20 protein-coding genes are annotated in these 21,354 nt (G+C 60.2%); 10 read left to right on the top strand and 10 right to left on the bottom strand.

Annotation, left to right across the window (positions count from 1 at the left end):
• The first annotated feature begins 94 nt into the window (after positions 1–94).
• Positions 95–502, top strand: coding sequence for an energy transducer TonB (locus OHL13_RS10925; protein WP_263410160.1), 408 nt, complete (start codon positions 95–97; stop codon positions 500–502).
• Between the two features lie 67 nt (positions 503–569).
• Positions 570–956 carry an energy transducer TonB gene (locus tag OHL13_RS10920; protein ID WP_263410159.1) on the top strand — a complete coding sequence of 129 codons (387 nt, stop codon included), beginning with the start codon at positions 570–572 and terminating at the stop codon, positions 954–956.
• A 15-nt stretch (positions 957–971) separates the two neighbouring features.
• Here the strand turns inward: OHL13_RS10920 and hemG are convergent, their stop codons facing one another.
• Positions 972–2,432 carry a protoporphyrinogen oxidase gene (gene hemG / locus OHL13_RS10915; protein WP_317889920.1) on the bottom strand — a complete coding sequence of 487 codons (1,461 nt, stop codon included), beginning with the start codon at positions 2,430–2,432 and terminating at the stop codon, positions 972–974.
• Between hemG and OHL13_RS10910 the strand changes: the two genes are divergently transcribed.
• Complete coding sequence (locus tag OHL13_RS10910) at positions 2,431–3,210, top strand: DUF6454 family protein (RefSeq protein ID WP_263410158.1); 780 nt, start codon at positions 2,431–2,433, stop codon at positions 3,208–3,210. The two genes, hemG and OHL13_RS10910, sit on opposite strands and share 2 nt — an antisense overlap.
• A 334-nt stretch (positions 3,211–3,544) precedes the next feature.
• Here the strand turns inward: OHL13_RS10910 and OHL13_RS10905 are convergent, their stop codons facing one another.
• The 3 genes from OHL13_RS10905 to OHL13_RS10895 form a co-directional block, all read right to left on the bottom strand.
• Entirely contained in the window at positions 3,545–4,045 is a 501-nt protein-coding gene (locus OHL13_RS10905; protein ID WP_263410157.1) for a YybH family protein, read from the bottom strand.
• 77 nt (positions 4,046–4,122) lie between these two features.
• Positions 4,123–4,518 (bottom strand): VOC family protein, encoded by a 396-nt coding sequence (locus tag OHL13_RS10900; protein ID WP_263410156.1) that lies wholly within the window; start codon positions 4,516–4,518, stop codon positions 4,123–4,125.
• A 162-nt stretch (positions 4,519–4,680) separates the two neighbouring features.
• Positions 4,681–5,409 carry a hypothetical protein gene (locus OHL13_RS10895; RefSeq protein WP_263410155.1) on the bottom strand — a complete coding sequence of 243 codons (729 nt, stop codon included), beginning with the start codon at positions 5,407–5,409 and terminating at the stop codon, positions 4,681–4,683.
• 68 nt (positions 5,410–5,477) lie between these two features.
• On the opposite strand from OHL13_RS10895, the gene trpE reads away from it, so the two are divergent.
• The gene (gene trpE, locus OHL13_RS10890; protein ID WP_263410154.1) at positions 5,478–6,974 is read left to right on the top strand and encodes an anthranilate synthase component I; all 1,497 of its coding nucleotides are present in this window, start codon (positions 5,478–5,480) and stop codon (positions 6,972–6,974) included.
• 61 nt (positions 6,975–7,035) lie between these two features.
• On the opposite strand, the gene OHL13_RS10885 is transcribed toward trpE, so the two are convergent.
• The 3 genes from OHL13_RS10885 to OHL13_RS10875 form a co-directional block, all read right to left on the bottom strand.
• Positions 7,036–7,350 (bottom strand): hypothetical protein, encoded by a 315-nt coding sequence (locus OHL13_RS10885; protein WP_263410153.1) that lies wholly within the window; start codon positions 7,348–7,350, stop codon positions 7,036–7,038.
• On the bottom strand, positions 7,351–7,998 hold the full coding sequence (locus OHL13_RS10880; RefSeq protein ID WP_263410152.1) for an RNA polymerase sigma factor: 648 nt from the start codon (positions 7,996–7,998) through the stop codon (positions 7,351–7,353).
• 233 nt (positions 7,999–8,231) lie between these two features.
• Positions 8,232–9,275: a ThiF family adenylyltransferase gene (locus OHL13_RS10875; RefSeq protein WP_263410151.1), complete on the bottom strand. Its 1,044-nt coding sequence runs from the start codon at positions 9,273–9,275 to the stop codon at positions 8,232–8,234.
• A 218-nt stretch (positions 9,276–9,493) separates the two neighbouring features.
• On the opposite strand from OHL13_RS10875, the gene OHL13_RS10870 reads away from it, so the two are divergent.
• The 5 genes from OHL13_RS10870 (at position 9,494) to OHL13_RS10850 (ending at position 19,473) form a co-directional block, all read left to right on the top strand.
• Positions 9,494–12,622 carry a POTRA domain-containing protein gene (locus OHL13_RS10870; protein ID WP_263410150.1) on the top strand — a complete coding sequence of 1,043 codons (3,129 nt, stop codon included), beginning with the start codon at positions 9,494–9,496 and terminating at the stop codon, positions 12,620–12,622.
• Entirely contained in the window at positions 12,622–13,353 is a 732-nt protein-coding gene (locus OHL13_RS10865) for a SurA N-terminal domain-containing protein (RefSeq protein ID WP_263410149.1), read from the top strand. Before OHL13_RS10870 ends, OHL13_RS10865 begins: the two co-directional genes overlap by 1 nt.
• Complete coding sequence (locus tag OHL13_RS10860) at positions 13,350–17,717, top strand: translocation/assembly module TamB domain-containing protein (RefSeq protein WP_263410148.1); 4,368 nt, start codon at positions 13,350–13,352, stop codon at positions 17,715–17,717. The genes OHL13_RS10865 and OHL13_RS10860 overlap by 4 nt, the downstream gene beginning before the upstream one ends.
• Positions 17,718–17,787: 70 nt before the next feature.
• A complete protein-coding gene (locus OHL13_RS10855; RefSeq protein WP_263410147.1) occupies positions 17,788–18,582 on the top strand; it encodes a BON domain-containing protein in 795 nt (264 codons plus the stop codon).
• A gap of 27 nt (positions 18,583–18,609) precedes the next feature.
• Positions 18,610–19,473 (top strand): UbiA-like polyprenyltransferase, encoded by an 864-nt coding sequence (locus OHL13_RS10850; RefSeq protein WP_263410146.1) that lies wholly within the window; start codon positions 18,610–18,612, stop codon positions 19,471–19,473.
• Positions 19,474–19,592: 119 nt separating this feature from the next.
• On the opposite strand, the gene OHL13_RS10845 is transcribed toward OHL13_RS10850, so the two are convergent.
• The 3 genes from OHL13_RS10845 to OHL13_RS10835 are packed head-to-tail and all read right to left on the bottom strand — an operon-like array spanning position 19,593 to position 20,359.
• Complete coding sequence (locus tag OHL13_RS10845; RefSeq protein WP_263410145.1) at positions 19,593–19,943, bottom strand: CsbD family protein; 351 nt, start codon at positions 19,941–19,943, stop codon at positions 19,593–19,595.
• Positions 19,944–19,997: 54 nt separating this feature from the next.
• A complete protein-coding gene (locus tag OHL13_RS10840) occupies positions 19,998–20,147 on the bottom strand; it encodes a lmo0937 family membrane protein (RefSeq protein ID WP_263410144.1) in 150 nt (49 codons plus the stop codon).
• Positions 20,148–20,206: 59 nt separating this feature from the next.
• Complete coding sequence (locus OHL13_RS10835; protein WP_263410143.1) at positions 20,207–20,359, bottom strand: lmo0937 family membrane protein; 153 nt, start codon at positions 20,357–20,359, stop codon at positions 20,207–20,209.
• Between the two features lie 149 nt (positions 20,360–20,508).
• On the opposite strand from OHL13_RS10835, the gene OHL13_RS10830 reads away from it, so the two are divergent.
• Entirely contained in the window at positions 20,509–21,342 is an 834-nt protein-coding gene (locus OHL13_RS10830) for a prephenate dehydratase (RefSeq protein WP_263410142.1), read from the top strand.
• Positions 21,343–21,354: the final 12 nt, after the last annotated feature.

Below are 21,354 nucleotides of genomic sequence, written 5' to 3'. Positions count from 1 at the left end.
TTCAAATTTATTTTGAAAAATTAGTTGACAACAGTATCGCTTCTATATCATTCTGGTTTCGGCAACCAACAACCTTTTATCAGGAGTCAGTACAATGAAGAAGCTCATCGCCGCCAGCATCGCCCTCGTTTCCGTCGCCGCCAACGCCCAGTTGATGCCGATTTCGGGAGGTTTTCTGGCCCGTGTCGCTGCTCCTGAAGCCATTGCCGCGGTTACGGGCGTAGCCAAGCCGGTCACCGCCGCCATCGCCCTGGTTCCCCCGGTTCGTCAGAACCAGCTGGACGCCGCAAAGGTTGCGGCCCTGCCCGCCGCCGGTGTGGTGACGGTGCACTTCACGGTCGACACCAACGGTGTGCCGCAGAACATCTCCCTGGAGCGCTCGGTCAGCCCCTCGGCTGACGCCAAGATCATCGAAGCTGTTTCGGCTCTGCGCTATGCGCCGGGTTCGCTGCACGGTGAAAAGGTCGCGTTTCCTGTCGCTCTCTCGCTGAACCTGAAGTAAGCCGGGCCCCTGTAAGCCGGGTTCTTGTCCACCCTCAACCTTCACACCTAACCTCTTCAAGGAGATTATGATGCGTAAGCTTATTGCAGTTAGCCTGTTCGTTCTTCCCACTCTCATGCACGCCCAGCAGAGCTCGGTTCGTGCCGAGACTCCGAAGATGATGGCCGCTGCAGCGGTGGCCCCGAAGGTGCATACCTTCAGCGGAATCATCGCGCCGAAGCGCATCACGGATATCGACCGCTCGATCTTCGTCGGCCTTACCTCCGCCCAGCCGGTGGTTGCCAAGTTCACGGTGGACGAGAAGGGCATTCCGCAGAACGTCGCAGTCGAGGGCGCCAGCGCGAATGTTTCGGCCAAGGTTGCCGATGCTGTCTCCAAGCTGCGCTACCAGCCCGGTCTGCTGAACGGCGAAGCCTACTCCTTCCCGATGGTGCTGAAGATCGACCTGCGCTAAACCCAGGTTCTCTTTTCAGACAGAGGCTGCCCATTGGGCAGCCTCGTCTGCTTGGCGCACAAGATCCGGCAGTCCGACCCCGTGATAGCCGTTGCCGAGAAGCCGTAGCACGCCCAGCGTGGCAACCTTTGCTTCCAGCGTGGCGATCCGTTCGCGGTGACCAACCTCATACTGCGGCAGCGAGTCAGGCCAGCGGCGGACGAGGCTGATGGCTGGTTCCGGCAGCGGCTGGCCGAGAATCGAAGAAAGCTCGTTCAGCCCAAGCCGCACCAGCACGGAGTCCGGCAGGTCCATCATGTCCTGGTCGGCGAAAAATGCGCGCAGAACACGGCCATTGGCGGGCGCGCGGCTGGGGAACTTCTGGTCGACGAAGGTGGCGGCCAGTAAACGGCTTTCGCTGGAGCCTTCAGGCACCAGGAAACCGAAACCGTGCGGCAGGGGAAAGGGATCGCGAAAGGCGAGCGCGATGATGATGGCCGAGCTTGCGTGCTGCGGCAGGAGATGCCGGCTTTCCGGCAGCACGGGGGCGAGTAGTGATGCCGCCTGCCGGGGCGGCGTGGCCAGCAGAAGGGCGTCAAAAAGCTCTTCGGAATGCGCGGTTTTGATGCTCCACAGGGGCCCTTTCTGCTCCATTTCGAGCACTTTTTCGCGAAGTTTGATGCTCTTCTCGGGGAGCGTTGCGGCCATGCGTTCGACGATGCTGCCGAGCCCGCTGCGCAGAGAAGCGAAAAGAGAAACACCTTTGCGCTGACGCGAGGCCAGGCCGGTGATCAGTGATCCGAACTCCTGTTCCAGTGCGACAAACGGCGCCATGACGGCGTTGACCGAGAGCTTGTGAATGCTGCCGCCGAAGACGCCGGAGAGCAGGGGAGCGGCGAGCTTGTCGGCCACCTCCTGCCCGAAGTGACGGGCGACGAAGCTGGCGACGGACTCGTCGTCGTGCGTATGGGCGGCAGCATAGGACTTCAGTTCGGCGGCGCGCGAGGGCTCGTTCAGATAGGCGCGCTTGGCCTCGTCGGTGAAGAGCGGCGACGCCAGAAGGGCGTCCATGCCGGGCTGCCCTTGCGGCACCATCATACGCATGTGCTCAGGCATGGGGACCAGCGTGCCGTTCTGCAGAACATAGGTGAGCCGGTTGTGGTCGTTGGAAGAGAGGATCTCGTCGCCAAGGCCCAGTTCGACGGCCAGTTCCCGGGCCCACGGCTTTTCCGCGACCCAGGAATCTGGGCCGCATTCGATGACGAAGCCATCTTCGCGGTGGGTTTCGACAATGCCGCCAAGGCGTGGGCCGGCTTCAAAGAGCGTGCAAGGAACTCCAAGACGATGCAGACGGTAGGCGGCGGTCAGGCCGGAGATGCCTCCGCCGATGATGGCAATCTTCTTCACCAGTCCATGATAGTGAGCCTTGCCGTTGGGGGGCGTGTCCGTGGTCACCTTTCGCAGGTTGTTACAGGCATGGCATAAGCTGGGGTGCATGATGTTTCGTCTGGTTGTTGCCCTTGGTTGGGTGGCTCTTTCTGTCCCGCAGTTGATTGCGCAAAACAGCCTGCAGGTTCAGGGCATGGAGCACGCAAAACTGGTGGAGACGGTGCCGCTGGATGGCACGCTGTACCACGTGCAGGGCGTGGATGTGGATGCGGAGCACATCTGGATCACGTCCGTGGACATGGTGGAGAAGCACGGCTACCTGCACCAGTTCAGTCGCGCGGGAAAGTTTGAGCGCCGCGTGGATCTGACCGATGGAGACCGTTATCACCCCGGTGGATTTTCCATTGCTGGCGATTCCATCTGGGTGCCGGTGGCAGAGTACAAGCCGCATAGCTCCGGTGTGCTGGTGGAGCTGGATAAAAAGACGCTGGCAGTGAAGCGAAGGATTGCGGTGGCGGATCATGTCGGCTGTGTCGCGGTCACGGGCAAGGAGCTGATTGCGGGTAACTGGGGCAGCCGCCAGTTGTATGTACTGGACATGCAGGGCAGGCAGATACGTGTGATTGACACGCCTTCACACAACCAGTACCAGGACATCAAGTTTGTGGATGGAATGCTGGTGGGCGGCGGCAACCTGACCAGGACGACTGGGGCTGTGGATTGGTATAGGTGGCCGCAGATGAAGCTGGTGCGCAGCGTCCAGTCCGGCATGACGGACCGTGGACGGTTATACAGCGCTGAGGGCATGGCGCTGAAGGGAAGTGACCTGTATCTTGCGCCGGAGGATGGGCCCAGCCGGGTGTTTCATTTTGTGGTGGGGCGATAGGTGAGAACGCAGGCCCTTTGTTTTCTTGCTTTGTCATCCTGAAAGGATCTGCTTCTAGAACCACTACAACCCCGGATGTCCTATTCATGCATGTAGCGGATGAGTGGGATCATCGCGCGGAAGCGCGGCCCGCTTCGTTAAGGGCACGGCTTCAGCCGTGCCGAATAAGTCCTCATAAAAAAGATTAACGCCGGCCTCGACGACCGGCGTCCTCTATCTTTGGTTGCCATCGATGACTCAAGCTTACAGAGTAAGTCAACACAAGCCGACTTCCCGTTACTAATCAATTCTCAGAACAAATCGACTGCGGAAGATGTTTGGAAGGGCGAGGGCGCTACTGAACTTTTGGAGGGACACTTTCCGTGATGCTCGTATTGTGTCCCTCGGCGATTAGCCAAATTCCACCTGCACCGTGCTTCACAAAGGTAAGCGTCAGGATATCGCTGACCGGGGGGACGGGCTTACCATCTGATCCCGTGTACCCGTCCGTCGCGCGAATCACCGTCGCGACGATTACATTGGGGGCGACTTCGTGGAATCCCAAAGTTGTGGGATCGTGAAGCAGCCGATTCTTGAAGATGGTCTTATGGTAGCGATCCAGGGTGCTCTGAAGTTGCGCCTTACCCTTCCACCACGCACCAACAACATTGACCCATTCCACATCATCAGTCATGTGCGAGGCGTAAGCAGCCATATCATGGCGGTTCCACTCGCCCTGCATGGTCATAATGGTCCCTCGGATGTCAGTTTCGTCCGCGGTCGTGTGCTGGGCGACGACGCGACCTGTCGCGACGAGTAATGACAGGGGTATCAGAGCGCTACGCAAAATATTCATCGAATTCTCCAAGTACCGTCTGTTTCTGTAAAGCGGCTCAATCATCCGCCCTGCCAGCTACATCCCAGACACGCTCATCACTTCGCAGGCGGGCGGACTTTCAACGCATCGTTGATTTCAATCCAATAGCCATCTGGATCTTTGACAAAGATTTGCTTCACACCGTCGAAGCGTACTGCTGGTTCCGGCTTACCTTCCATGCTTGCCCACAAAATGTGCTTTGCATCCAAAGATGCCGTCATGACAGTTATGTCGGAGCACGCAATCGAAAGGTGGTCCCATTTGGTGTTGGCGACGGACTCTTTCCTTCCCGCGACAATGTGCAACATGACCCCCTTGCCCATCGATAGCCATGCGGCGAATGTCACGGGCATTGGAACCCGTTCGAAGCCGAAGGTGTCTTTGTAGAAGGCAACTCTCCGCTCCAGATCCGAGACGTAGATCGCAACATGATCGATCTGCGGCTTGACCACTTCCTGGGCAGCGGTTCCCTTGATAAATCCGAAAGCCAGTAAAAGGCAAATCCACTACCGTGATCTGAGCATGAGAATCTCCATGGATTGGCACGAATTCTAGCACGATCCTCAGTCTTGGTACCGACAAACGCTCTTCTCGCCATCCCCCAACCACCTCACCTACCCCCGCACCAACTCCGCGAACCTCATCCACACCGGCGTCATCGCCAGCGGTATCCTTACCAGGAACAACGCCAGGGTCGCGACCGCCGGAATCCACGTGGCGCGGTGGATCTTCTTCAGCGTCACCAGGTCATAGATCATCATCAGCACCATGAAGCTGAACAGCACGCCCAGTTGACCCATGGGTGTGATGTGCGGCGCAATGGTGTAGGGGAAGCGCCCGATCGCCGCGTCCAGCAGGGTGATCGACGCCAGCATGATCAGCCGTTTGTGGATCTGTGGCTTGCGCCGCGCTGCGTAGCTCCATCCCGCCAGCACACTGAAGACCACCAGGTCTGACATGGGCACCACAAAGAAGGTCAGCGGACTCAGGCCTGACCCGGGAGGGGAAAAGCCTCGCCGCAGCGAGTCGCGGGAGGCCAGTGCTCCCAGCACTACCACCAGCGCCGCCAGCCCAAAACCCCACAGGCCCACCGACATATGCAGCTTCACCTTGCGCGCGCTCACCAGGCCGATCTGTACCGCCAGGGTCATCAGCCAGAGCGTGAAAACCACGGCATGGACATGCACAATCGGGCTAGGCAGGTGGGTCGTCATCATGCCCACCGCGTAATAGGTCTTGGAAAACCCAAGCCAGACTGTTAGGAGCATCAATCCGAGTAGCACAGGGAAGAAGACGCGGTCCGGGTTCACCGGCCGTTTCACACTGACGGCAGCAGTCGCCATGGCAGAGTCCTTAAGTTTTCGGGGATTTGCCGGACCCTTCCGGCGGGGCAGATTTACCATAACCCTTGATGCCGTCCGACGCTACAACTTTCCCGTCGCTGAAGGACTTCGCGAAGCTGGCGAAGTCGCACACCCTCGTCCCGGTCTACCGCACCGTCACCGCCGACCTCGAAACCCCGGTCTCGGCCTTCCTTCGCATCGCCGAGGAAGAGCCCGAAGCCTTCCTCCTCGAATCGGTCGAAGGCGGCGAGCGCATCGGCCGCTACACCTTCATCGGCATCCAGCCCTACCGCCGCATGACCTCACGCGGAACCTCCATCACCGTCACCGAGGGCAAGCGCACCCGTAACTTCTCCGGCGACATCTTCGAGGAACTCAAGAAAGCTCTCTCCGAACAGACGCCTGCCCGGCTTCCCGGCCTCCCGCCGTTTACCGCCGGCGCCGTCGGCTTCTTCAGCTATGACGTTGTCCGTCAGATCGAAAAGCTGCCCGAGCTTGCCGCCGACGAGCTGCACGTTCCCGACGCCTGCCTCATGTTCTTTGACCAGGTTCTGGCCTTTGACCACGTCAAGAAGGCCATCCACCTCATCGTGACCGCCGATGTCACAAAGCGGCAAACCTCTGCCACCTATAAGCGCGCAGTCTCGCGTCTCAATGCGCTCGAAAAGCGCTTAAATGGGCCGCTGAAGCGCACCAGGAAGCGCAAAATCGACACCAGACTTGAGATCAAACCGCGCACCACCAAGGCGAAATTCCTCAAGGCAGTCGAAAAGACACTGGAATACATCGCCGCCGGCGACATCTTCCAGTGCGTCCTCTCCCAGCGCTTTGACTGCATCCCCGGCGTCGACGCCTTCGATATCTACCGCTCTCTTCGGATTGTTAACCCCAGTCCTTACATGTACTTCCTGCGTTTCCCCATGGAAGACACACCCGCCTACATCGTTGGCTCCAGCCCCGAATTGCTGGTGCGCGTGCATGGCGAAAAAGTGGAGTACCGCCCCATTGCAGGCACCCAGCCGCGCTCGGAAAATCCAGCGGAAGACCTTTCTTTTGAATTACATATGCGGCAGGATCCGAAGGAAGTCGCCGAGCACGTCATGCTGGTCGACCTGGGCCGCAACGACGTGGGCCGCGTCTCCGAGTTTGGGTCGGTGAAGGTGACGGACCTTATGTTCGTCGAGCGCTACTCGCACGTCATGCACATGGTCAGCTCCATCGAAGGCACTCTCAGGAAAGAACTTAGCCCCATGGATGCCTTCAAGGCCTGCTTCCCGGCCGGAACGCTTTCCGGCGCTCCGAAGATCCGGGCGATGGAAGTGATTGAGGAGCTGGAGCCTGCACGCCGCGGTGTCTACGGCGGCAGTATCTTCTACGCCGATTTCTCCGGCAATCTGGACTCCTGTATCGCCATCCGTACTTTATTCATGCACGGCAAACAAGGCCATATCCAATCCGGCGCCGGCATCGTGGCCGACTCGGTGCCCGAGAAGGAGTTCCAGGAGTGCGTGAACAAATCACGCGCCGTGGTGCGGGCCATTGAGCGGGCTCGGACGCAGGGATAAATCCACCCAACAAAAGGGGCGCGACCTAGGTCGCGCCCCTTTTGTTATCAGAAGTCCAGACTTAATGAGGCGAACTGCCGTTGGGCTTGCCGCCGCCGCCGTTGTTCTCGCTGGTGGCGAGGGCGGACTGGATGTTGGACCATACGTCGTCTGAGGGCTCGGCTTCGCTGCCCGGGTCCAGCAGCAGGCGGGCCTGCTCGGCGATGTATTCCAGGTCACGGACCAGGGCAGAGCAGTTGTCGCAGGTCCGCAGATGTTCCGCGTAGATCGGGTTATCGGAGATCTTGCCGCCCTTGGCATTGGCAAAAAGTTCCGGCAACTGTTCCTGGAACTCCGCGCAGGAGATGGTTCGGATCGATTGTGTGGATTCAGACACTTAGGCAACCTCCTGCCGCGCGGTCAACTCGCTCTGTTTGAGGAGCTCACGAAGCTTGAGGCGGGCTTTATGCAACTGTGATTTGGAGTTGCCAGTGGAGCACTCAAGCATGGCAGCAATCTCATTATGTTCGTAGCCTTCAATGTCGTGCAGAACGAAGACCAGACGGTAGCCGGGGGGAAGGGTGGCGATGGCGCGCTCCAGGGCGACGCGGTCAACCGAGCCGGAGAGCTGGGGGTCGGCGGTGCCGAAGTCGCGCTTTGGCGCATCTTCTTCGCTGGGATTGATGGTCTCTTCAAGAGAAACCAGTTGCAAACCCTTCTTGCGAAGGTGCATCAGGACCAGGTTCACGGTCAGGCGGTGCAGCCATGTGGAAAAGGCGCTCTCGCCGCGGAAGCTGCCGAGCTTGCGGAACAGGTGCAGGAAGGCCTCCTGCGTCATATCTTCTGCTTCAGAAACATTGCCGAGCATGCGGAGACAAAGCGTATATACGCGGCGCTTATGCAGAGCGTAGAGCTTGGCAAATGCATCCGGATCGCCATTTTTAGCGCGCTCCAGCGCATCAGCCTCACCGGCGATGGGCGGATTGCGCTTAAACATGCCGGGCGTCGCGTTGGTCTGGGTCATCGTCCTGCCTTGAAGTTGCATAGGGTATGTTGGGGGCTTCGTGGAGCCGGGTTGGTCAGTGCGTAGAAGTATGCGTCAGGAAACCCATCGTACAGCAGCATAGGCAGATCGGATAGGAGTTGGCTGACGCCATCGTGTGGCTATAACAGAATTGGAAGCGATTCGAAGGCGTTGAGTTGCCTTGGCAGGAGCCTGCAAATAGACAAGCAGAGTCCTTCGCTACGGCTCAGGTGGACCAGGGGAAATGCTGGTGTTCAGGAGCCGATATAGCGCGCGTAGAGGGTGCGGGCCTGGACGGGGTCTGTGGTTCCCTGGATGAGGGCGCGGCCGTCGGGGAAGACGGTAATGGTGAACGGGGCGCGCTCAAACCGCAGCAGCAACTGGTTGCTGCGAACCGTTCCGTGCGGGGCGAGGCGAGCGGTAAGCTCGGCGAAGTCCACCGGGCGGTTGTGCTCGTGAATCTGGACGGAGTTCCGTCCGCAGAGGGTGATGTGGGGCCGCGCATCACCGGAAAGATGCACGAACTGGTGTTTCCCGCAGACCTCGCACTCCGGATCGGGCTTATGGGCGCGGATTTCGCTGCGCTCGTTGGTCCACAGATCGTAGGAGAGCAGGGTGCGGCGCATTGCGGCCAGGTCGCCGGTCAGGTATTTCAGCGTCTCCGTCACCTGCAGGGAGGCGGCAAAGTTGACGGCAGTATTCAGAATTCCGGCGGTGTCGCAGGTTTCCACCGTGCCCGAGGGCGGCTTGGGGAAAAGGCAGGCGAGGCAGGCCGTTTCTCCGGGCAGAATATTCATGCTGGCCGCATACGAAGCGATGGCCGCGGCGTAGATCCACGGGGTGTTCTGCTGGACGGCGTAATCGTTGACCAGGTAGCGGGTTTCGAAGTTGTCGGTGGCGTCCAGAATAATCTGCGCGCCTGCCAGCAACTGGTGGATATTGCCGGGAACAAGATCGGCGATGTGCGCATGGACGACGACATCGCTATTGAAGGCGGCGATGCGCCGGCGGGCGGCCTCTGCCTTTGGAGTGGCGTTCCGGGCATCCTCTTCTTCAAAGAGCACCTGGCGCTGCAGGTTGGACTCTTCGACGAAGTCGCGGTCGATCAGGGTAAGTGTGCCGACTCCGGCGCGGGCGAGCAGGGCAGCGGAGGCTGCTCCGGTGGCTCCGCAGCCCACAATGGCAACGTGCGCCGAGGCAAGCTTCTGCTGTCCGGAGGCGCCGATGGGCGCAAACAGGACCTGCCGGGAATAACGCTCGGCAATGGTCTCGGAAGTAACGGAAGATACGGGTGCCACAGACCTTAGTATAGGGAAAGTTCTATGGTCCCTGCCGGTTGACTGGTGGAGCGATGCTTGCATCCAACCTGAAAACTGTGAGCAGCAGCAGGTGGCCAGCAGGTAGTCTAAGGAGCGGACGCCAGGCGTGTCCTTCTGCGGCATCACAGGAAATGGATTGAAGGGAAGCAAGGGCGCGCGTGTTTTGGACCAGGAGCAGATTGCGGTGGGAGCGGAACGTGCTTGCGTGCCTGCTGCTGGCATGTGCTGGAGCATCTGCATCCGGGCAGGCGGGACAGGCTTTTGTCACCGCGGCGGAGGCTGACCAGTCTCCGCAGGCTCCCGCGCCTCCGACGGCTGCCAGTGGCATCTGGAGCCTGCGCGGCCTGCAGGTCGACAAAATTGAATTTGAAGGTGTGACGCTGGAGCAACAGCAGGGTCTGATTGCGGACCTGCCCGTGCATGAAGGGCAGGTGCTGGATCCGGCAGGCCTGCAGGAGACGACGCGCCGTCTGTATGCCTCAGGCCTGTACCGCAATATTGAATTGCGGGGTGTGCGCCATGGTGATGCGGTAACGCTGATTTTTTACGGGTCGGCGCGCTTCTTCGTGGGCAGAATTGAGATTCTTGGCGTCAGCAACGAGCGGCTGACCAGCATTCTGGAGTACGCAACGCAACTGCAGCCGGGAACTCCGTTCCAGCAGGCGAAGGTGGCGGCAGGCGCGGACGGAATTCGCCAGTCCCTGCAGCAGAACGGCTACTACACGCCGACGGTGACGCCCCAGACGAGGGTCATTGAGGCGGAAAAGCAGGTGGACGTCTCCTACACGGTGCAGATTGGACCGCAGGCGCGCGTCGGGCAGGTGGATCTGTCCGGAGAGCCGGGCATGACGCTGGAGGAGTTCCGCAAGCGCGGCAAGCTGAAGGAAAAGACCAAGGTCAACCGCGACACGGTGTCGAATGCCTTCACGAGGCTGAGGAAGCGTTACCAGAAGAATGATCGCCTGGAAGCGACGATCGCTCTTGAAGACTCCAAATACAACGAGCAGCGGAAGCAGCTGGACTATAAATTCAACGCCAACCAAGGCCCCCTGGTGAAGGTGGAGACGGTGGGCGATAAGCTCTCCACGCGACAGTTGAAGAAGCTGGTTCCGATTTATGAAGAGAGCGCGGTCGATAACGACCTGATCAATGAAGGCTCGCACAATATTAAGGAGTCGCTGCAGCGGAAGGGGTACTTCGATGCGGAGGTGACCTCCGTGCGTACCGGCGCCGGCACCCAGCAGGAGACGGTGACCTACACCATTCATAACAACCGCAAGCACAAGGTTATTGCCGTGGATATTACCGGCAACAAGTACTTTGACCTGGACACGCTGAAGGAGCGTATGCAGGTGGTGCATGCGGACGCTTACAACCGCGTGGGCCGCTATAGCCAGCAGTTGCTGGCGGCCGATGTTGCGGCGATCCAGGCGCTGTACCGTGCGAACGGATTCAGCCAGGCGGATGTGAAGACCGATGTGCAGGATGTGGAGCAGAACAAGAAGTCTGCGCAGATTCGTGTGAAGCTGACGGTGGTGGAAGGTCCTCAGCAGAAGTTCGGAGAGGTTGCGCTGAACGGCGTAGACCCGGCACGGAAGGACGAACTGCGGGGACTGATGAACGCGCAGCAGGGACAGCCGTATTCGTTGATTACGCTTTCGGGCGACCGCGATGCGGTGCTGGGGTACTACCTGAGCCATGGTTTTGACCAGGCGCGCGTGGATGTGCACCAGGCCAAAGCCAATGAGGATGGCAGCGAGGTGAATGTCTCGCTGGATGTGACCGAGGGCGAGCAGGTTTTTGTGGACAAGGTTCTGGTCTCCGGCGCGCTGCATACAAAAGCCGCGGTGGTGCAGCGGCAGATTGAGCTGCGGCCGAATGAGCCTCTGGATCAGAGCGCGTTGCTGAACACGCAGCGCAATCTCTATAACCTTGCCCTGTTCAGTGAAGTGAACACAGCGGTGCAGAACCCGGATGGCCGCGTCGACCGCAAGAACGTGCTGGTGCAGATGAAAGAGGCCAAGCGGTGGGATGTAACCTACGGCTTCGGTTTCGAAGTGCAGACCGGTACACCGCAGACGAATTGCAACGCGCAGCTTTCGCTGAATCCGAATGCGGATTGCCGGCAGGAAGGCAAGGCCGGCGTGAGTCCTCGCGTCAGCCTGGATGTCACCCGCATCAACCTGCGCGGCACCGATCAGTCGCTGACGATGCATGTGACGTATGGACTGCTGGAGCAGATTGCGACGGCGACCTTCTCGTTGCCGCACTTCCGCAACAAGCGCAGCCTGGATGCTTCGATCTCCGGCGGCTACAGCAATGTGCGGAACATTTCGACGTATGCGTCCAAACAGCTCCAGGGCTCCACGAAGCTGACGCAGCGGCTGAGCCGCGCCGATACGGTGATCTATGACTTTACCTACCGCCGCGTTACGGTGGACCAGTCCAGCCTGCAAATTACGGCGAACCTGATTCCGCTGCTGTCGCAGCCGGTGAAGGTAGGCGGCCCGGGGTTGACCTTTCTGCATGACACACGTCAGCCTTCGCCTCTGGATGCCAGCAAAGGTCTGTTCCTGTCGGTGCAGAACTTTTTCTCCAACCACGTCTTCGGTTCAGATGTGGACTTCAACCGGACCGATATTACGAATTCGACTTACTATGCGTTCGGTAAGAAGAGCCGCTACGTGTTTGCCCGCAACACACGCTTCGGGTTTATTTCGACGCTGGGACCGAATCCCCAGCTTGAGGGCAACAGCACCTGCGCCGGGCAGGGACAGGGGCAGGTTGTCACCGATCCGAGCTGCATCGCCGTGCCTCTGCCGGAACGTCTGTATGCGGGCGGAGCAACCTCGCATCGCGGCTTCCCGATCAACGGTGCGGGACCGCGCGATCTGACCACGGGATATCCGGTGGGTGGTGATGGTGTGTTCGTCAACACCTTTGAGCTGCGCATGCCCGGACCGGTGCTGCCGATTGTGAATGACAACCTGCAGGTGGTTCTGTTCCATGACATGGGCAATGCGTTCATCAACGTTTCCGATATCTGGAAGAGCTTTGGGCGCTTTCGTCAGCCGAACGAGAGCACGTGCAAAAATTTCAGCGTGACCAAGGGCGTGTGCGACTTCAATTACTTCTCGCATGCGCTTGGCATGGGCGCACGGTACAAGACCCCGGTAGGTCCGCTGCGCGTGGACTTCAGCTACAACCTGAATCCTCCGTATTACCCCGTGATCAACGACTACTCGCTGCCGTATCCGCTGGTGCATGGATACTCCGGCCGCGCGAGCCACTTCAACTTCTTCTTCAGCATTGGACAGACCTTCTGATGGCGACGCTCTGGATCAGGACGATGGGTGCGGTGGTGCTGGCGGCCGGTATGGCCGCCATGGCGCAGCAGACACCTGCGCCTGCTCCAGCTGTTCCCGCGCCGAAGCAGGGCGAGCTGCTGGACCATGTTGTCGCCATTGTGAACAAGCAGTTGATCCTGGAGAGCGATGTGAACGAGGAGATGCGGTTTGCGGAGATTCAGCCCTTCCGCACGGCTCGCGGGGACTCCTTGCATGAGCAGGCGCTGAACCGGCTGATTGATCGCACGCTGGTGTATCAGCAGGCGCGGGAACAGCAGTTGGACCCGGTGACCGATGACGAGGTGAAGGCAGAGCTGGAGCAGTTGAAGAAGCAGCTCTCCGAGTGCCAGATTTACAAGTGCAGCGCCTCCCCGGACGGCTGGAAAGAGTTTCTGTCGCAGTTCGGTATTACCGAGCAGGAGATGTTTGAGCACTGGCGCGAGCGCATGACGGTGCTGCGGTTTATTGAGCAGAGGTTCCGCTCCGGCGCCACCATTACCGAGCAGCAGATTGAGGACTACTACAACAACACGCTGACGCCGCAGGTGAAGGCGCGCGGTGGAACACCGCCGCCGCTGGAACGTATCTCCTCGCGTATTGAGGAGGTGCTGTTGCAACAGCAGGTTTCCGCCATGCTGCAGGACTGGCTGAAGAGCCTGCGTGACCAGGGCAGTGTGCGCATCTTCAAGCAGGGGGAGATGGCTCCATGAGCGAGATGCTTCCCCTGAACCAGTCGCCGGAGAAGAATGAGCCGGAGGTCGTCGAGAGCCCCCTGCACCGCAAGCTGATGCGTTCCGCGGCATGGATCTTTGCGGGCTTTGGTGTGCTGCTTGTGCTGTTGACCGGCGCTCTGACCTGGTACACGCATACGGAGGATTTTCAGCGCCGCGCGGCCAGCCAGGTGGTCTCCATTCTGGAGGACGCAACCGGCGGCCATGTTGAGATTGGCGCGGTGAAGTTCAACCTGTGGCACCTGGCAGCGGAGGTGGATCACCTGGTGATCCATGGCACAGAGGCCGCGGGCGAGGCTCCGTATCTTTCCGTGGACCGCGTCCTGGTGCGCATTACCATCGGCAACCTACTGGAGCGTGCGGCTGGCGGATTCGCGTCGAAGGTGCGCCTGGGGCTGCTGCGCGTGGAGCATCCGCAGTTTCACATGATTGTGAACGCTGACGGCTCAACGAACCAGCCGGTTCCTAAAACGAAGAGCACCAGCACGACACCGATCCAGGACACGCTGCTGGACCTGAAGGCGGCGACGGCGGAGGTGACGGACGGCGTTGTGTTGATGAACGACAAGCCGATTCCGTTTGACCTGGCGGCACGGCAGCTTGGCGTCAACCTGAAGTACCTTTCTTCGAGCGACCGCTATGGCATCTCCATCGGGCTGAACGACCTGACGACGAAGATGCAGAAGATGCCGGAGGCGAAGTCGCGTATTACAGCCGAGTTGGAGCTGGGCCGCAAGATGGTGGCGCTGAAGAGCCTGCACCTGGAGACGGGCGAGAGCTCGAAGCTGGATGTGACGGCGCAGCTTGAGAATTTCGATAAGCCGGTGTGGCAGGCGACGGTGAAGGGCAATATCGAGATCAAACAGATCTCTGTGCTGAGCGGTTTCCCGGGTCTGAATGCTGGCAATGCCGTGCTGGACGTGAGCGGGCATAGCTGCGCGGTGGCTCCTGAAGAGGCCCAGAAACGGCCGCGGTTCTGGCAGCGTTCGAATCCTTCGAAGAACAAAGCGACTGTGAAGGTGCTGCCGCCGGACCCCGAGTGCGAGAAAGGCTATCTGCTGGCGGGCACGGTGAAGGCGCGCAGCGCCGGGTACACCGATGAGTATGTACGTGTGCGTGGCGTCGACCTGGATACGAAGCTGCACATTACGCCGGCCGACTTGCTGTTGAATGCGCTGCTGATCGATCTGCCGGATGGCGGGCATATCGCCGGTGACATGCGTATCAACAACTGGCTTGGACAGATTCCGCAGGATGCCGCCGAGGCATCGCCGACGATTGCCGCCGGACAGAAGACCGCGAACACCACGGCAAAGGCCATCAATGCGAAGCCTCCTTTGGAAGGCGACCGCAAGCTGCCGAAGGTGGAGCCTTCGCACGCGTATGTGAATGTGACGCTGACGCGGGTGACGCTGCGCGCCATTGAAGAGATCACGCAGCCGCGAGGCTTCAGCGATCTTGGCCTGGATGTCGCGGTGAGCGGACCGGCGAAGGCGGAGTGGGGTGGCGACTTTGCGCATATCGAGGACTCGGTGATTGTGAGCGCCGACCTGAAGATGGCGCCGACAGGCCGCCAGGTCAAGGGCAGGCAGAATGTTCCGGTAAGCGGTTCGGTTGTGGCGGAATATCGTGGCCAGGGCGAGGTGGTGAATATTCAGCAAGTGACGGCCAAGACACCGTACACCACGCTGGAGGCCAGCGGCGTGCTGGGTGTTGCCAAGGGCGAAGCAGCCACGGCTCTGCGAGTGAATGTGGTGATGGGGAACCTTGCCGAACTGGATTCGGTGTTGACCGCCATTGGGTTTGATTCGCAGGAAAAGCGCGGCGCGAGCGCCCTGCCGGTGGACCTGCAGGGCGCTGCGACCTTCCGTGGCACGGCTTCTGGCGCGCTGGCGCAGCTGGATATCAAGGGACATCTTGAAGCGACCGGCGTGGAGGCGAAGATTTCGTCGGACTCGACGATTCTTGTGGATTCGCTGGTGGCGGATGCGGAGTACACGCCGCAGGGGCTGGCGGTGGCGGAGTCAACCATCAAGCGCGGCAACTCGGTACTGCATGCGCATGGAGCAGTGAAGGCGCATCGCGTTGCGGTGCGGCGCAGTGTGACGTACGAGTGGGACAAGGAGTCAGAGGTAGACGCGCAGGTGCAGCTGGTGGACGCCAGCGCGGCGGAAGCGCTGCAGATGGCGGGTCAGCAGAGCCTGCAGGTGACCGGAACACTGAACGTGAATGCGCACCTGAGGGGAACGATCGGGAACCTGAAGGGCGATGGCGTGGTGGCGCTGCGCGATGGTGTGGCGTATGGCGAACCCTTCCAACTGGTGCAGACCAACCTGAACGTTCATGACCAGACGATCGACGCCAACGACCTGCTGATCCGAGCGCACAATGTGCAGGTGCTGACCGGCAGCGCGGGATATGACATTGACACCAAGCAGGTGCATGCCCACCTGCAGGCGCGCGACCTGCGCCTCTCCGGCTTTGAGACGGTGAAGAGCAAAGGGCTTCCGGTGGATGGTGTGGTGTCCGCGGTGGTGGATGCGCAGGGAACGCTGGAGCAGCCCAACCTGAAGGCCAACCTGCGTGTGACCAATGTGACGCTGCAGGGCTCGCCGGTGGGCGAGCTGACGGCGGATGTCCACAGCCAGGGCTCGACCGTGTTTCTACAGGGCCGCTCCACACTGTTGAATGCCGGCATGAATATGGACGCGCAGGCGCAGCTTACCGGCAATTATGAGTCGCAGGGCAAGCTGGAGTTCAGCAACCTGAACGTGGACAACGTTCTGAAGTCGCTGGGCAACACGAAGCTGAAGGCGACCTCAAACCTGGCCGGGACGGTGAACTTTGCCGGTCCGCTGAAGACGCCGCAACAGTTGCGTGGCAATGCCGAGGTCCGCAATGTGGATGTGACGGTGGCGGGGCTTAGCTTCAAAACCGATGCCCCGGTTCGCGCGTCGCTGGACAACGGTATTGTGCGCCTGCAGCCGGTGCATGTGACGGGATCAGACACAGACCTGCGTGCCGAGGGAAGCGTGCAGGTGCTGGGTGTCACGGATCCGAAGGGTGGCAAGCTGGACGTGAAGGCCAGCGGCAGTGCCAACCTTGCCGTGCTGCACACGGTGCAGCCAAGCCTGCTCTCAAGCGGTGGCATTACCTTTACGGTGGGTGCTTCCGGAACGATGAGTTCGCCCTCGCTGACCGGACGCGTGGAGATGAAGAACGCCAACCTGGCGTATGAGGACATTCCCAACGGGTTGAGCAATATGAACGGCACGCTGGTCTTCAACCAGGACCGCCTGGAGGTGCAGTCGGTAACGGCCACCACGGGCGGCGGCCAGTTGAAGCTGGGTGGATTTATTACCTATCGCCACGGCCTGTATGCGGATCTGACGGCAACGGCGAATGCGGCGCGTATCCGGCTGTATGGTGTCAGCACGACTGCCAATGCAAACATCCATCTGATCGGCAATGGAAACTCCATGCAGTTAAGCGGCGATATCCTGATCACCCGCTTTGGCCTGAGCGAGGAGTTTGACTTCGCGCAGTTTGCGGGAAGCGGTGGCATTGCGGCACCTCCGGATCCGGATGATTTCCTGAACAAGGTGCATCTGAATGTCCGCGTGACTTCGTCACCGCAGCTCGATTTCCAGAACTCGTATGCCAAGCTGGCGGGCAAGGTCGACCTGAGGGTGGTGGGAACGCTGGCTGTGCCCTCGGTGCTTGGCCGGGTGTCCATTACCGACGGCAGCGCGAGCTTCGCCGGGGTGCAGTACCAGTTGCAGCGTGGCGATGTGTACTTCAATAACCCGGTCCGGATTGACCCGGTGATTGACCTGGATGCGACGGCGCGTGTCGGCACGTATGACATCACGATCGGCCTGCATGGCACCTCGACCAGCCTGAAGCCGACCTATCGTTCCGAGCCTCCGCTGAGCGAGGCCGATATCTTCGCCCTGCTGGCGCTGGGCCGCACGCAGGAGCAGGCGCAGATTTACCAGGAACAGCAGCTGCGCAGCGGAACCGATCCGACGACCTCCGCGCTGCTGGGCAGCGCCCTGAATGCGACGGTCAGCAGCCGCGTCTCCAAGTTGTTTGGCGGCCAGAGCAGCGTGAAGATTGACCCGTCCTACACCGGTGCGGTCGGTAACTCGTCGGCCCGCATCACGGTGGAACAGCAGTTCTCCCGCCAGTTGACGATGGTGTTTGCCACCAACGTCAACTCGTCCGCGCGGCAGTTGATCCAGCTGCAGTACCAGGTGAACCGGAACAACTCGATTGTGGCGACACGGGATGAAAATGGTGTTTTCAGCATCGTTTACAAAATCCGTAAGCGCTACAAGTAGAATTGCGTACATCTTGAAGAGGGCAGGCAGCCTCTAACTGAATATGAGCACGTCAGCGTTTTTGAAGAGGATGCGGTTTGCGAACGTTGTCAGCGCCCTTGGACTTGCGCTGGCGTTAGCCATGGGGATTGCCGGGGTTTCGGCGCATGCGCAAGGCAAGAAGGACTCGGCCAGCGGCGTCAACGATGCGCAGATTCAGCTCGATCTGAAGGAAAAGCTCGGCAGCAAGCGCTTCAGCGGTGTAAAGCCTGAGGTCAAGCGCGGCGTGGTGACGCTGAGCGGTACGGTTGAGCTGTACAGCGCCAAGGCAGATGCGGATAACCGCGCACACCATATCAAGAACGTGCTTTCCGTACGCAATATGATCGATGTGGCCAGCGCGACCGAGCTGACCGATGTGCAATTGCGCGACAAGCTGGCGGAAAAGCTCTCCTACGACCGCGTCGGGTATGGCACCAATGCTTTCAATTCCTTCACCATCGGCGTGCAGGATGGCGTGGTGACCCTGGGCGGCGTGGCCTATGGCCCCATGGATCGCGACTCCGCTGTGAGCCTGGTGGCGAATTTTCCCGGGGTGAAGGATGTGGTCGACAATATCGAGGTCGCCCCACTTTCGCCGAACGACGATCGTATCCGGCTGGCCGTAGCGCGGTCAGTGTATGGTTTCCCATCGCTGAACAAATACGCAATTGACCCGGCGAAGCCTATCCGCATTGTGGTGGTGAACGGCAATGTGACGTTGGCCGGCGTGGTGGATAACCAGGCCGACAAGGACGCGGCGGGCATTCGTGCAAATGGAGTTTCAGGCGTCTTCAAGGTGACCAACGACCTGCAGGTGGCCGGCGCGGTCACGTCCGAACGCTAAGAACCCTCGACCCACTACAATCGAAGGATGCAGGGAATCTGGCGCAATACGGCGGTCACGCTGGAGATGATCAAGTGGGAACACTCGATCTTCGCGCTGCCGTTCGCTTTAACGGCAGCGGTACTGGCCGCAGGCGGCATTCCGCCGCTGGCCAAGCTTGGCTGGATTGTGGTGTGCATGGTCGCGGCGCGATCGGCGGCCATGGCTTTCAACCGTCTGGTGGATGCCGACATTGATGGCAAAAACCCGCGCACGGCGATGCGTGCAATTCCGGCCGGACTTCTGAGCGCAAAGTTTGTCGCAGGTTTCGTGATCGTAAGCTGCGCTCTGTTTGTCTTCAGCGCGGCGATGCTGAACCGGCTGACGCTGCTGCTGTCGCCGGTCGCTCTGGCGGTGGTGCTCTCCTACAGCTACATGAAGCGGCTGACGCGCTGGAGCCACATGGTTCTGGGCTTGGCGCTGGGGATTGCTCCGTCGGCTGCTTGGATTGCGGTGCGCGGTACGCTGGACCCGCGGATTCTCGTGCTGACCGGCGCGGTGCTGTTGTGGGTCGGCGGCTTCGATGTACTGTACGCCTGCCAGGATTTTGACTACGACCGCAAGGTCGGGCTGAACTCGGTTCCGGCTGCGTTTGGTATCGAGGGCGCCTTCTGGATAGCACGCCTGATGCACCTGGGTATGCTGGCCATGCTGGTGTGGCTGGGGACGCTGTTCGGATTTGGCGTGGTGGCGTGGATCGGGATTGGCGTGGTGGCGCTGCTGCTGGGTTATGAGCACGCGATCATTTCGCCGAAAGATATGCGCCGTATGAACGCCGCCTTCTTTACCCTGAACGGGATTATCGCGGTGCTGTTCATGGCGTTTGTTGTGGCGGATGTGCTGCGGCGGTAGAACGGGAAGGACAGAAGCAGCTCCCTTCGCGACGCCCAGGATGACAAATAAGAAAAGCTAAAAAGAAGAGGCCCGGTTTTCACCGGGCCTTGAAGGGAGATGCTGCTTCTGGTTGAACTTCAGGCGGAGCGGCGCAGGTGGTCGCGCTTCTCGCGTTGATCTTCCTTGACGCTGTCGAGCTTGTCGTTGAGCTTGTCCTTCATGTTCTCGGCGGCGTTGGTGATCTTGTCACGCATGCTGGAGGTGTGGGATTCGGCCTGTTCGCGGCGGACATCGGCTTCCGTGTGCGTGGTCTTCTTGAGCTCGTTCGCCGTATCCTTGGCGTTTCCCCAGGCTTCCTTGGCATGGCCCTTGAGCTGGTCTGCGACGCCGGAGTTGGCCAGACGCTCATTGCCAATAGCTTCCCCAACACCTTCCTTGACCTTGCCTACAACCTGGTCGATCTTTCCGCTGACATTGCTCTTGTTCATGACAGTTACTCCTTGGTGAGTGGTGCGTTTGTGGAGGGAGGCGCAACCCGCTGTTTAGAGCGGATTGCGTCCCTGAATCAACCGGATGAGCAGCGCGGCGACGGCCAGGAAGAGGAGCAGATGAATCCATCCGCCGAGAGTGTAGGTACTGACCATGCCGACCAGCCAGAGGACGAACAACACAACGGTGATGAACAGCAGCATTCATGGCTCCTTGTTGATGGCTTACGCGATGCGTTCCGCAGGTTGACTTCGGGCTATCTTCAGAGGGCTGAGCGGCGGCCGGCCAGCAGGTTGAAGATCAGCGAGATGACGGCGAGAATCAGCAGCAGATGGATCCAGCCGCCGAGGGTGTAGCTGGAGACCAGACCGACGAGCCACGCGATAACGAGAATGACAGTGATTGTCCAAAGCATTGAGGGATGCCTCCTGAATGTGTTCCCGCAAACGGTGCGGGTAAAAGCGGTGTGACGATTCATCTGTCACGAGAGAGTAAGTTGCCGGATAGACTTGGAACGTTGCCAGATTTACTGGGGAAATTTCGCCACAGGCGAGAGTGGGCTGAATGGAAAAGGTTGCTTTGCGGGTTGCAATTCAAGGAGAGCGTGGATCGAACAGCCACGCTGCCGCAGTGAAGATGCTGGGCGAAGAGGTAACCATCGTGCCGTGTGCGTTGTCGGCTGAGGTGGTGGAACGGCTGGCCGCAGCGGACGGCGTCGATGTCGCGGTGCTGCCGATTGAGAATACGCTGCATGGTTCGGTAGCCGACCATTACGACCTGCTGTTCAACCATGACCTGCGCGTGGAAGGCGAGCTGCTGCTGCGCATTCAGCACAACGTGATGGCGGCTCCCGGCGTGAAGCTGAGCGAGGTGAAGCGCGTTCTGTCGCACCCGGTGGCGTTGAGCCAGTGCCGCCGCTGGCTGGCGGCGCACCGTGAGATTGAGGCGGTGCCGTTCTACGACACCGCGGGCAGTGTGAAGCACCTGATGGCCACGGAAGACCGCGCGGCTGCGGCGATTGCCAGCGCTCCGGCGGCGCCGGAGTATGGGGCGGAGATCCTCGAAGCCGCGATCGAGGACAATCCGGAGAACTACACGCGCTTTCTGCTGGTGAAACGCAAGGCGGATGCGGTGAAGGTGCCGGGAGCGAACAAGATTTCGCTGGCCTTCTCCATCGCGCATCGTCCGGGAACGCTGGTGGAGGCGCTGCGGGGACTGGCTGCCGCAGGAGTGGATCTGACGAAGATTGAGTCACGCCCGGTGCCTGGAAAACCGTGGGAGTACCTGTTCTACGTCGATCTGCGGTTTACGAACGAGGAGCAGGCGGAGAAGGCCGTGGCGAGTCTGGCGGCCTCCTGCGACATGGTGCGGGAGATGGGGCGGTATCTCGCGGCGTAGGCTTCCTTGAGA

This window comes from Terriglobus tenax, from assembly GCF_025685395.1.
GTDB lineage: Bacteria > Acidobacteriota > Terriglobia > Terriglobales > Acidobacteriaceae > Terriglobus > Terriglobus tenax.
The sequence above is the reverse complement of the archived record's forward strand: the minus strand, read 5'-3'. Positions and strand labels throughout refer to the sequence as shown.

Bases quoted from the DNA above. Each gene is read 5' to 3' on its own strand.
- OHL13_RS10845 (WP_263410145.1), bottom strand. From the start codon at position 19,943: ATGAACAAGAGCAATGTCAGCGGAAAGATCGACCAGGTTGTAGGCAAG.
- OHL13_RS10850 (WP_263410146.1), top strand. From the start codon at position 18,610: ATGCAGGGAATCTGGCGCAATACGGCGGTCACGCTGGAGATGATCAAG.
- hemG (WP_317889920.1), bottom strand. From the start codon at position 2,432: ATGCACCCCAGCTTATGCCATGCCTGTAACAACCTGCGAAAGGTGACC.
- OHL13_RS10855 (WP_263410147.1), top strand. From the start codon at position 17,788: ATGCGGTTTGCGAACGTTGTCAGCGCCCTTGGACTTGCGCTGGCGTTA.
- OHL13_RS10830 (WP_263410142.1), top strand. From the start codon at position 20,509: ATGGAAAAGGTTGCTTTGCGGGTTGCAATTCAAGGAGAGCGTGGATCG.
- OHL13_RS10905 (WP_263410157.1), bottom strand. From the start codon at position 4,045: ATGAATATTTTGCGTAGCGCTCTGATACCCCTGTCATTACTCGTCGCG.
- trpE (WP_263410154.1), top strand. From the start codon at position 5,478: ATGCCGTCCGACGCTACAACTTTCCCGTCGCTGAAGGACTTCGCGAAG.
- OHL13_RS10910 (WP_263410158.1), top strand. From the start codon at position 2,431: ATGATGTTTCGTCTGGTTGTTGCCCTTGGTTGGGTGGCTCTTTCTGTC.
- OHL13_RS10840 (WP_263410144.1), bottom strand. From the start codon at position 20,147: ATGCTGCTGTTCATCACCGTTGTGTTGTTCGTCCTCTGGCTGGTCGGC.
- OHL13_RS10865 (WP_263410149.1), top strand. From the start codon at position 12,622: ATGGCGACGCTCTGGATCAGGACGATGGGTGCGGTGGTGCTGGCGGCC.
- OHL13_RS10920 (WP_263410159.1), top strand. From the start codon at position 570: ATGATGCGTAAGCTTATTGCAGTTAGCCTGTTCGTTCTTCCCACTCTC.
- OHL13_RS10925 (WP_263410160.1), top strand. From the start codon at position 95: ATGAAGAAGCTCATCGCCGCCAGCATCGCCCTCGTTTCCGTCGCCGCC.
- OHL13_RS10880 (WP_263410152.1), bottom strand. From the start codon at position 7,998: ATGCAACTTCAAGGCAGGACGATGACCCAGACCAACGCGACGCCCGGC.
- OHL13_RS10835 (WP_263410143.1), bottom strand. From the start codon at position 20,359: ATGCTTTGGACAATCACTGTCATTCTCGTTATCGCGTGGCTCGTCGGT.
- OHL13_RS10860 (WP_263410148.1), top strand. From the start codon at position 13,350: ATGAGCGAGATGCTTCCCCTGAACCAGTCGCCGGAGAAGAATGAGCCG.
- OHL13_RS10895 (WP_263410155.1), bottom strand. From the start codon at position 5,409: ATGGCGACTGCTGCCGTCAGTGTGAAACGGCCGGTGAACCCGGACCGC.